Origin of the sequence: Isoptericola sp. NPDC056605 (genome assembly GCF_042792795.1) — a bacterium.
Taxonomy (GTDB): domain Bacteria; phylum Actinomycetota; class Actinomycetes; order Actinomycetales; family Cellulomonadaceae; genus Isoptericola.
The window spans coordinates 1-9,720 of sequence record NZ_JBHTVT010000041.1 but is presented as its reverse complement, the minus strand read 5'-3'; the positions used below and the strand labels follow the sequence as shown (position 1 = coordinate 9,720).

General features: G+C 45.1%; 14 protein-coding genes. All 14 read left to right on the top strand.

Annotated elements, in window-relative coordinates; translation table 11 throughout:
• Positions 1 to 264: hypothetical protein (locus ACFQ8Y_RS22505; RefSeq protein WP_430586791.1), on the top strand; the 264-nt coding region annotated here is incomplete at its 5' end.
• A 102-nt stretch (positions 265 to 366) separates the two neighbouring features.
• A complete protein-coding gene (locus tag ACFQ8Y_RS22500; protein WP_377998110.1) occupies positions 367 to 681 on the top strand; it encodes a hypothetical protein in 315 nt (104 codons plus the stop codon).
• Positions 669 to 1,223, top strand: coding sequence for a hypothetical protein (locus ACFQ8Y_RS22495; protein WP_376642749.1), 555 nt, complete (start codon positions 669 to 671; stop codon positions 1,221 to 1,223). Before ACFQ8Y_RS22500 ends, ACFQ8Y_RS22495 begins: the two co-directional genes overlap by 13 nt.
• 50 nt (positions 1,224 to 1,273) lie before the next feature.
• Positions 1,274 to 1,522: a hypothetical protein gene (locus tag ACFQ8Y_RS22490; RefSeq protein ID WP_376642747.1), complete on the top strand. Its 249-nt coding sequence runs from the start codon at positions 1,274 to 1,276 to the stop codon at positions 1,520 to 1,522.
• A complete protein-coding gene (locus ACFQ8Y_RS22485) occupies positions 1,491 to 2,141 on the top strand; it encodes a hypothetical protein (protein WP_379628281.1) in 651 nt (216 codons plus the stop codon). The genes ACFQ8Y_RS22490 and ACFQ8Y_RS22485 overlap by 32 nt, the downstream gene beginning before the upstream one ends.
• Positions 2,142 to 2,456: 315 nt before the next feature.
• Positions 2,457 to 3,515, top strand: coding sequence for a hypothetical protein (locus ACFQ8Y_RS22480; RefSeq protein ID WP_376642743.1), 1,059 nt, complete (start codon positions 2,457 to 2,459; stop codon positions 3,513 to 3,515).
• Between the two features lie 59 nt (positions 3,516 to 3,574).
• The gene (locus tag ACFQ8Y_RS22475; protein WP_080467411.1) at positions 3,575 to 3,823 is read left to right on the top strand and encodes a hypothetical protein; all 249 of its coding nucleotides are present in this window, start codon (positions 3,575 to 3,577) and stop codon (positions 3,821 to 3,823) included.
• 247 nt (positions 3,824 to 4,070) lie between these two features.
• Positions 4,071 to 4,415, top strand: coding sequence for a hypothetical protein (locus ACFQ8Y_RS22470; RefSeq protein WP_376642741.1), 345 nt, complete (start codon positions 4,071 to 4,073; stop codon positions 4,413 to 4,415).
• Positions 4,416 to 4,758: 343 nt separating this feature from the next.
• Positions 4,759 to 5,052: a hypothetical protein gene (locus ACFQ8Y_RS22465; RefSeq protein ID WP_376959259.1), complete on the top strand. Its 294-nt coding sequence runs from the start codon at positions 4,759 to 4,761 to the stop codon at positions 5,050 to 5,052.
• Positions 5,039 to 5,569 (top strand): hypothetical protein, encoded by a 531-nt coding sequence (locus tag ACFQ8Y_RS22460; RefSeq protein WP_430586790.1) that lies wholly within the window; start codon positions 5,039 to 5,041, stop codon positions 5,567 to 5,569. Before ACFQ8Y_RS22465 ends, ACFQ8Y_RS22460 begins: the two co-directional genes overlap by 14 nt.
• Before the next feature lie 67 nt (positions 5,570 to 5,636).
• On the top strand, positions 5,637 to 5,792 hold the full coding sequence (locus ACFQ8Y_RS22455) for a LysM peptidoglycan-binding domain-containing protein (protein WP_382959528.1): 156 nt from the start codon (positions 5,637 to 5,639) through the stop codon (positions 5,790 to 5,792).
• 8 nt (positions 5,793 to 5,800) lie between these two features.
• On the top strand, positions 5,801 to 6,625 hold the full coding sequence (locus ACFQ8Y_RS22450; RefSeq protein WP_376642737.1) for a glycoside hydrolase family 73 protein: 825 nt from the start codon (positions 5,801 to 5,803) through the stop codon (positions 6,623 to 6,625).
• A gap of 754 nt (positions 6,626 to 7,379) precedes the next feature.
• Positions 7,380 to 8,486, top strand: a complete 1,107-nt coding sequence (locus ACFQ8Y_RS22445; protein WP_376642734.1) for a hypothetical protein — start codon at positions 7,380 to 7,382, stop codon at positions 8,484 to 8,486.
• A gap of 237 nt (positions 8,487 to 8,723) precedes the next feature.
• Positions 8,724 to 9,500 (top strand): glucosaminidase domain-containing protein, encoded by a 777-nt coding sequence (locus tag ACFQ8Y_RS22440; protein ID WP_376642730.1) that lies wholly within the window; start codon positions 8,724 to 8,726, stop codon positions 9,498 to 9,500.
• The last annotated feature ends 220 nt before the right edge of the window (positions 9,501 to 9,720 follow it).

Here is a 9,720-nt window from a genome sequence, read left to right as displayed (position 1 = left end):
GTATATTATGATATCCTAGAGAAATTAAAAAGCTTACAGGCGCGTCAGGAGCGCGGAGAAATGATAACGAAAAAAGAAGCCTATTATTCTATTTATAAAGGCGAATTAAAAAGACGAAAATTTGCTACTATGCTTAAAATGGGTTCTGACGATTTTGATTTAAAGCAGGAAGTAAACAAGGGAATTTTACTAACGAATAGACAGAAAAGAAATATGGACTATATTAAAAATACAAGTCGTCCGCATGTGTCGTGTGACTTTTAAAAGAGTCGGGAAATTCATTTTCCCGGCTTTTTATTTTGCCTAAAAATAATTAAATATGAAATTAATTCATTTATTTTTATTTTTTGTCTTGAAATCGAACACATGTTCCTATATTATTTAATTTATCGAACAGAAATAGGACAAAAGGAGGATTTATTTTCTATGCCAAAAGAACTAGAAGAAAAAGAAGAAAAATCGTCTGCTGAAGAAACACCGAAAAAAGAGGAACAGGAGGACGCGCCAAAATGGGCAAAGAATCTGCTACAGGACATCCAAAACCTGATGGGAACAAAGGAACAGCCGCAGGGACAAGCACAGGAAATTCCAGTACCGGAACCGCCAAAAGTGGAGGAACCGGAGGAAGAGGAACAGCCAGCACCAAGCAAAGCGAAAACGCTCCTCGGGTGGTTATGGTAGATGTGCCGGGAAGTGACCAGGAGGAACAGCCGAAAAAGAAACGCGGTCGCCCTCCTGGTACTGGCACGAAAAAGAAAAGCGCAGCCAAGAAAAAGACGGCGGGCAATGTTGATTCATCCCAGCTGAAAATGCTGTTACTGACGACAAGCGCGATCGTGGCAGCACGACCTGGGATGGAAGACTTTGCATTAACCGCCGATGAAGCCGAACAGATATGTACGCCACTCGCAAACATCATGGCGAAGTCTGAAGGCGTGGCGGGTGTCGCCAGTGAGTATGCAGACCATATAGCGTTACTCATTGCGTGCTTTACGATCTTTATACCTAAATTCATTATGTGGAAATCCAAACAACCTAAAAAGAAAGAGGTACAGAAAAATGTCTTGCCAAAACGAGAACTACCAAAACAACCAACAGAACAACGAGGAAATGAAAGCGCGCCTGAAAGAACTAATCAAAAGCCTGCTGAACGATCTGGGGAACCCACTAGTAAGCAATTTGGCGGCTCCTTACATCAACTCATCCCTTTCGGAGGATATTGATGTCTTAAAATTCCTCAACCATTTAGAGGGGATGATCGACTATGTCCGGTATGGTGACGCTGAAGCAAGGTGACTTCTATTACAACATCCCCATGCATGAATACAGCCGTTATTGGTTTGAACACTTGGACATTATCGAACAGGGCGAGGAATTTTTAGTTGTGGAGAAAATCCCTTACGACAAAATCCCGAAACCGTCCATCATGGCTGCTATGAAAAGAGGTAAAGGCGTGAAGCGTGTTGTGAAAGCTTACAGCACGAAAGGAAGTGGAAAACATGCGAATGACAATTGGCGATGACGAACACGTTTTTATCTGTGGTCAAACCGGTACAGGTAAATCGGTTGTCGCTGAGGTATATCTCGCTGGGAAAGACCATGTGGTAAAGCTTGATACGAAAGGCGAAGTACACGAGCGCCGCAAGAAACGGCAGGAATTGTGGCATGGCTTGCAGGAAGGTAAGGACTTTACTGTGGTTCACCGATTGGAAGACGTGTCCGAGGTCGAGACGCCGAAAATTATCTATTGCCCGGTCGCTGAAGAATTAGAGCCGGAATATTACAACGCGCTCATGAGCTGGGTGTACAAGCGTGAAAATACGATTCTATGGATAGACGAATTAATGGAAGTCGCGCCAAGCGCCCATAACTACCCGAAAGAATTGAAAGCCTTATACACGCGCGGGCGTTCGAAAGAAGCAGTCGTTTGGGCTTGTACCCAGCGCCCAACAGACATTCCGGTCATTGCTATGGCCAACAGTTCACACTATTTCATTTTCACCATGCAAAACCCGGATGACCGTAAAAAGATTGTGAAAGCAACAGGGATGCCGCAATTTATGGAGCAACCCGGCGGGCACAATTTTTGGTATTGGAAAGTGGGTATGCAAAACCCGGTACTAGCAAAATTGAAGCTTTAAAGGAGGTGATGACTTGGAGACACGAAAATTTGCAGGTGTCGGGCTGAAGAACATGATTGTCATTGCGCTATTCACAATGATGGTCATTGTCGTAACAAAGGTTATTGTCACGAAGCATCCGGTTAACGGTGTGACGCAATTAGTAAACGCAGTATAAGGAGGAAAAAAGCATGAAGGTTAAATGGTTAGTTCATACGTTCATTACTGTATTTATCACGATGGTTTTCATGTGGATTATTAAGAAAGCTTCAGCAAAATATCATATCCCGGTTGTATCTACAATCGCGGCAGAAGTCTAAGGAGGAATTTTAATTTATGGCAACTCAACAGCAACTATCAGCACAGGCAAAGGCTCAACTATTCTCGCAGGCTACCCGCCAAACATGGCAGATGATGGGTACACAGACAGTGACAGAGGACGCACAAACGGTATCATTCAACCTACCGAAAGTACGCCTGCTATCACAAATTTTAGTTGAATTTGACGCGACTGTCTCTCTCAAATCGCAGAACGCGGCAATTCCAACTAAACCATTTTCACCATACCAGATTATCAGAAATATTGCACTGGAATTAAACAGTGGATTCCGTCCTTTTGTTGTGTCAGGCGAAGCCCTTCACCTATACAGCTTAAACCGATTGAATCCAGACGTTCTATTACCTGCATCAAGTCCGCGGGCGTTATCTTACATTGAAACAGCCGCGAGCACGTCAGGTAAAGACGCGCGTATTAAATTCCAAGTCGCGCTGCCATTAACTTTAAACCAACGTGACCCGGTCGGTCTTATCTTGCTACAAAACGAGGAGACAACCGTTTCCCTTCAGATTGATACAGCACGCGCGCAAGACGCGTATCAGTTGGCTACTGGAGACACCGTTACACTGAAGCAATTGAAAATCACGCCGACAATTGAAACGTTCTCCGTCCCTTCTGTACCACAAGCTATGCCGGATATTTCTGTCCTGAAGCTTGTAAACGAAAAAGGCGAACAGTTCACCGGGAACGGTCAAAATATCGTGAAGCTTCAGACAGGGACGATCTACCGTAAACTCATGTTTTACTTTACGGATGAGTCAGGCAACCCGCTGAAGGACAGCGACTTTGCGGGCAACTTGGAATTGGTATTTAACCAAGCCGACATCCCTTACAGCATTAAGCCGTCAGCACTTGCAGCCCGAAATCATTCGGACTTGGGTTATGTCTTACCGGATGGGGTTTATGTGTTTGACTTCTCTAACCAAGGCTTGCCAAACCTCGGCGGCTCTCGTGACTATATTGACACCGAACGTCTTACAGAGTTTTGGATTCGCTTCAATACTCAAAAAGGCGGGCGCGTGAAAATCGTTGCTGAAAAGCTTTCACGCTTGCATTAATACACGCGGGAGGGCTTTTCCCTCCTTTTCTTATTTGACTACTACGAAGGAGGATTTATATGAACGCACCATCACAAATGGGTCTAGGTGAAATGTTCTACCATGCCGCAGACTTATATCCAAACATGGGGTTTATGAGTACCCGAACGTCTACAGTTCCCGAAGCTGAAGATCAAATGTCTCTTGTCGATGATGAGGACACAGCAAAAGAGCATGACGTAAAGCAAGACCCTATTACATCAAAACAAATCTTGCTGGGGTTCGGCATTGTGTTCCTTGTCGTATTCCTATTCTCGGCAAGGGTGTAGGGGGTGTGACTTGTGGAGCAAATCTATTCAATCCTATTAAATAACGGAGCCATGGGCGTAATGCTCGCGTGGTTCATGTTCAAACAATCAAAGGATAACGAACAGACACGGGAAATTCTAACCGATCTGAAAATGGTTATTTCAAAAATCGGGGGTGCGTCAAGCAATGACTAAAATTCTTGTTCTCACCGTTATTATCATCGTGTTTTGGTTCTTCTTTATCCGCCGCAAAAAGAAGGGATAACACATGGAAAAAGGTCTTTTGTTTTTCACGCTGGCGCTCACAGCCATATGGATTATTCTTGATGACTTTTATGGCGGCAAACACCTGTCAAAGATGGCACAGAAAATGACGCCTGACATTTCTACACCGATGGACGTTGTAAAAGATGGTTGGGAATCTACAAAAGAAACCGTCGACGAAGCCGGAAAGACAGCGAAAAAGGCAGTTGAAAAAGCGACAGGATACGACACGTATAAAAAGTATCAAAAGATGAAGCCGGAGCAGAAAAAGAAAGTCAAAAAAGCCGCTAAAGACAGTTTCATAGATGGGTTTTGGAACGGTCTTAAACGCGGTTTTGGCTTGAAGTAAAGGGGTGATTCTATGCAAGAGTTTACAAAGTCTATGCGGTTTATTATCACCTTTCTCTTTTTCGTTATCCTGCTGGGTATGTTCACAAATGAAAAAATAACGTACACGTTCTTGGTACTTGTTCTCGCAAGTATGGCAGTCCTGAACGTTGACAAGGTAAAACAAATCATGGGAGGTCTTGTGGATGGTTAACAAGTTTTTTGACGTGATTGCGGGTATCGGGATTCTCATTGGTATTTATCTGTTCCTGAAAAATGCCAAGTCTACGACTTCCATTATCAGCACAATCGCGAGCAATTCAATTTCAGGCATCAAAGTATTACAAGGGAGGTAAGGCGGCATGATGGAAGGCTATCACCTTCAAAACCGGGTTCATGCGCTTCAGGAGCTTTCACGTCCAGTGGAGCTACCTGACGCGCAGCTAGGTATTGGAGACGCTGAAGAATTACGCCCAACACATGCCAACTTCATTTACCCGATGGTTCCGAAAGAAGCATTGATCGACAAAGTAACAAACATGAGTATTGAGAAAGCGACAGTCGATCTAAACGGAAATCAGGTAGATGAAGAAAACTTCCCTAAGAATCATTATTTCGGTGATCCGATAGGAGGCTTATATTGGTATGGCGGAATTTGAACAAGTCGGTCATGAATCCGGGGGTCATTCCCCGGGTAAAAAGAAATTCCAATTAAACAAAAAGAATATTGTCATTATCGGGTCGGTTGCAATTGGGGTCTTTCTATTAGTCTCCCTTGTGACGCGTGGGCGTCCTGCTGAGGAAGAACAGTACGTGACTTCTGAAGCATTAGAGGGTGATTACTTGGATGGCAATCCTATGAATTCAAGCTTGGTTCAGGCACAGCTACAAAACAATCAATCTCTCATTGAAGGTAGCGTTGATACAGCCTTAAACAACTTTGCAAATGAATTGGGGCAGAACCAAGAATCATTTAAGTCAGATGTAATCGACACCATTACCGATATTGGCAAGGAAAACAAAACGTATGTTGACCAAGTAAAGGACAGCATTTCAAAACAGCTTGCCGATCAAGCGAAGAAATACAGCAACTTGGAAACAGAAAATGACCAGCTTCATAAAGAACTGGAAAAGCTGAAGAACGTCAACACCTGCCAAAACGACAACACCTGCTAAAAAACCGTCAACCCCGGCTAAAAAGCCATCGCCAGCGAAAAAACCGTCTACACCAAAATACAAAACGGTGACGGTGAAAAAAGGTGACACGTTGTCAGAATTGACGCAGAAATATGGTAAGGGTGGTACAAAAGCCGCGTATATGGAAACAGCCAAGTTTAACAAACTCAAAGACCCGAACAAAATTAAACCGGGTCAGAAAATCAAAATCCTGACAAAGTAGGTGGAAGTATGGGCGTAAATATAAAGCCGTTTATCAAAGACGCGCAAGCCATACAGAAAGAAACTGGCATCCCTGCATCCATCATACTGGGTCAAATCATGTTAGAATCAGGCGGTTCAAACCCGGGCGGATTGTCCGGGCTTGCCTACTACTCTAAGAACCTATTTGGAATAAAGGGAAGAGGTACAGCAGGAAGTGCCACGATGGGTACGACCGAAGTATATAACGGTAAGACCTATCACGTGAAGGATGGCTTTGCAAAGTACAACAGCTATCAAGATTCCATACGCGCCCACGCGGAACTATTATCCAAGCCGCGTTATGCGTCAAAGCTGAAGAACGCAAAAAGCGTTGAGGACTATGCGAAGGGAATCAAAGCTGGAGGGTATGCAACAGACCCTAACTATGTAAATAAGCTTCTCGGCATTATCAGCAGTAACAACCTTCACCAGTACGATGATAAGGACATTACATTCAAAGGAACGTCAGGAGCCGGGGCGACAGGTGGGGATTCTTCATCTTCAGGCACTGACGACAAATCATATTTATCAAATATCATGTTCGGCGTGTTCAGATGGTCTCTTATTCTCGGGCTTGCTATCATTGCAATCGTGTTCTTTATGAAAGCCTTCCCAGCAGTCGGAGACGTTGCGAAAGGTACAGCATCCACCGCAATGGATTTTGTTCCGGGTGGTCGTGCTGTCAAATCTGTTTCTAAGGGAGCCAAAGCCATTAAGAAAGGACGCAGCGCGTCAAACCACATCAAGAAAGCCGCTACAATAGCAAAAGGAGTGAACAAGAATGCCGGAACTAGTCAAACAGCCGGGGGATGACCATAAAAAGAGTACATGGCGTGAACAGACCGTCACCATGCTACCGGGCGACATTACAACGGTTTATTTTGACGACACAAAGCCGAACCATTCAGCCATAACAAATAACACAAGTCAGATCGTGTACGTACACGAGCGCCCGAGCGTGTCGCCTAACAATTATCTTTTAGCCGTAGCGCCGGGGTCAACAAAGCTTTTGGCGCGACCGCTCGGCTATCACACAATCTACCTTGACGCCGCGATCGTGCAGCCCGAAAAAGTCCGGGTCGAATCTTGGATTGAGAAATTTACAGCGTCATCTATACCACAGTCCATTGACACCGTTCAGCTTGGGCAGATGACAGGAACCGTAGATATATCAGCGTTACCGCCGCTTGCGGCAGGCGACAAGCATATTGGGAGTGTTGAGATAGATAAGCCTGTCACACTCGGCGGGTCTTCTATCCCGGCGACACAACCTGTACCAACTCGGGAAGCCGGAATGAATGACTTTAGGGTTGGTGGGGTGAGTGTAGGCGTCACGCCTGTAATGGCAAAGTCAGGTTCTAGCAAACTGACAAACCGCCGAGAGTTGACGATCTACCCGCCTAACTCGGGTGTCATTTATTGGGGTAAGCAGGGTGTCGAGACGACTACAGGTGCGCCGCTCACGTCTAACGACAGCCCGCTAACATTTAAGGTTCATAGCCAAAGCCCTGACGTGTACCTAGTCGCTGATACTGAGACAGTCGTCACAATCGTGGAGGTGTCCTAATTGATTGAACTCGGGTCAAGGCGGACGCCGCCCTATGATGATACAGGCGTCAAAACAAGTATTTCAGATTTAAAAGACAAGATGGCAAAGCTTCAGGACACCGTTGACCATATGGACGTGTCAGATGAGATAAAGAACGATATTCTGACGCTTCAGCAAAAAGTCCAAGCGTTAGAGGATACCGCGGACGGTGGGTCAACTGGTGCAACTGACCAACAAATTCAAAGTATGAAGGCTGACGTTGATTCATTCGGCCGAGTCTTGGACGCTCATGTAAAGGACACGACCAAACACGTATCGTCTGAAGACCGTACCAAGTGGGACGGTATGAGTGACAGGGTGACGACATCAGAAACAAACCTGAAGAACCATATCGCAAATGCTAAACCTCACGTCTCGGATTCTGAACGTTTGAAATGGAATCAAGCTGCTACGGATGCGACACAGCTGCAAAAGGATTTACAGACAACGAATCTATCGCTTCAGGATGTTATCGGGGTTCAAAACTTCTCACAGAAATATGCATTAACGGATGCTGAAGGAATGCGGAAACGGTTGGCTTCAGCTGACAGCATATTCACCGCACCACCCGGTTTTTATTATGGGACAGGATGGAATCAACTACCGTTACCGGGTGACGCTTCTTGGTACTATCTCGACATTCTACCAGCGCCAAACGGTCTGCGGAAATTGGTTCTGACACGTTCCTATGATAATACGTCATGGATTGGTGTTATACACACTGACAATGTATTCAGGGGTTGGCGACAGCTGTTTACACAAAATGATTTTATGGCGCTCACATGGTATAACCTTCCGTTATTGAATGGAGCAAAGGCGTCAGGAAGAACACCGCAGTATACCCGCTGGGGAAACATCCTCATGCTAAAAGGTGACGTGGCGTGTGACCTCGGCGTTGACTTTGCACAATTGCCCGCGTCATATTCACCGTCAGACAAAAAGGCGGTCATGGCAACAGCATACGGAACGACAGGCTTCACAAAATTTTATATCAACACTGACGGTAAACTGGCGTTTGTCGGCTTTTCAGGAAACAATCAGTCCGCCGTGTCCAGTTGGTCATTAGACGCGGCAGTGCCTTACTAGGAGGGTTGGAGCAATGGAAATGATACAAGTATTCGTATATGATTCGGATTTCATCTTCGACTATCCTGAAATTGTTCCGGCTGATTCCGTACCGGATAATGCGACAACCGTACAGCCGCCGGGATATTGGCGGGCGCAATTTCAGAAGGATAGAAAACTATGGATTGAATCCGCTTCAGACGAACAAATAAATGAAATGAGACAACAAATGAGGGAGAGTGTAAAAGAATGAGTTTCATGGAGAATGTTGCAAGTGAAGCACAAAAATTATACGGTGTAAGTCGAGTTTTACCTTCAGTTATCACAGCACAAGCCATACATGAGTCAAATTGGGGCAAATCCGGGCTTGCTACGCGTGCAAATAACCTGTTTGGTATAAAAGGTATCGGGAACGCTGGAACCGTTCATATGGGCACGTGGGAGGTTTTAAACGGGGTCGATAAAACAATCAAAGCAGGGTTCCGGGCGTATAAGTCTGTTCGCGATTCTATCATAGACCTTGTGAACCTCTATAACCGTCTTGACCGTTATAAGGCTGTTGTCGGGGAAACGAACTATGTACAAGCTTGTGCCGCCATCCAAAAGGGTGGATATGCGACAGACCCGAACTATGCGAAGAAGCTTATCGCCACAATCGAAGCCCACGGGCTGACGAAATACGATAAGGTCGGGAACAAAGCCGCAGTGAAGGCGAAACCTGCCAAGTCGTCCGGCTCGACATATACCGTTAAGGCGGGTGACACATTGACAGCAATTGCAAAGAAATATAATACGTCAGTGAAGGAGTTGGCGAAAGTGAACGGTATTAAAGATGTTAATATGATTCGTGTTGGTCAAGTCCTGAAGGTATCAGGAGCCGCACCATCCGGCGGTACATTCTACACCGTAAAGGCGGGCGACAACCTGACGAAAATTGGTAAGAAATTCGGTGTGTCCGTTAAGACATTGACCACAGTTAATCGTATCCCGGATGCGAATAAGATTTATGTCGGTCAACGGTTAAGGGTGAAATAATTTACAATATATACTAACATTTGTTAAAATTAAGTAGAATAGGAGCCGCGGAAGACTTCTATTCTATCTGTAACAATAGAGTCACGCCCGAGACACAACCCGCTGGAAAAATATCCGGCGGGATTTTTTATTATTGACAGTTCCCGGGTGACATGTTAATTAGCACAGAAATGTGGGATTGTCAAGGAAAATCAGTGAATTTAGCGGCAAGAATCGTACC

Bases quoted from the DNA above. Each gene is read 5' to 3' on its own strand.
- ACFQ8Y_RS22500 (WP_377998110.1), top strand. From the start codon at position 367: ATGTTCCTATATTATTTAATTTATCGAACAGAAATAGGACAAAAGGAG.
- ACFQ8Y_RS22490 (WP_376642747.1), top strand. From the start codon at position 1,274: ATGGTGACGCTGAAGCAAGGTGACTTCTATTACAACATCCCCATGCAT.
- ACFQ8Y_RS22480 (WP_376642743.1), top strand. From the start codon at position 2,457: ATGGCAACTCAACAGCAACTATCAGCACAGGCAAAGGCTCAACTATTC.
- ACFQ8Y_RS22475 (WP_080467411.1), top strand. From the start codon at position 3,575: ATGAACGCACCATCACAAATGGGTCTAGGTGAAATGTTCTACCATGCC.
- ACFQ8Y_RS22470 (WP_376642741.1), top strand. From the start codon at position 4,071: ATGGAAAAAGGTCTTTTGTTTTTCACGCTGGCGCTCACAGCCATATGG.
- ACFQ8Y_RS22465 (WP_376959259.1), top strand. From the start codon at position 4,759: ATGGAAGGCTATCACCTTCAAAACCGGGTTCATGCGCTTCAGGAGCTT.
- ACFQ8Y_RS22460 (WP_430586790.1), top strand. From the start codon at position 5,039: ATGGCGGAATTTGAACAAGTCGGTCATGAATCCGGGGGTCATTCCCCG.
- ACFQ8Y_RS22450 (WP_376642737.1), top strand. From the start codon at position 5,801: ATGGGCGTAAATATAAAGCCGTTTATCAAAGACGCGCAAGCCATACAG.
- ACFQ8Y_RS22440 (WP_376642730.1), top strand. From the start codon at position 8,724: ATGGAGAATGTTGCAAGTGAAGCACAAAAATTATACGGTGTAAGTCGA.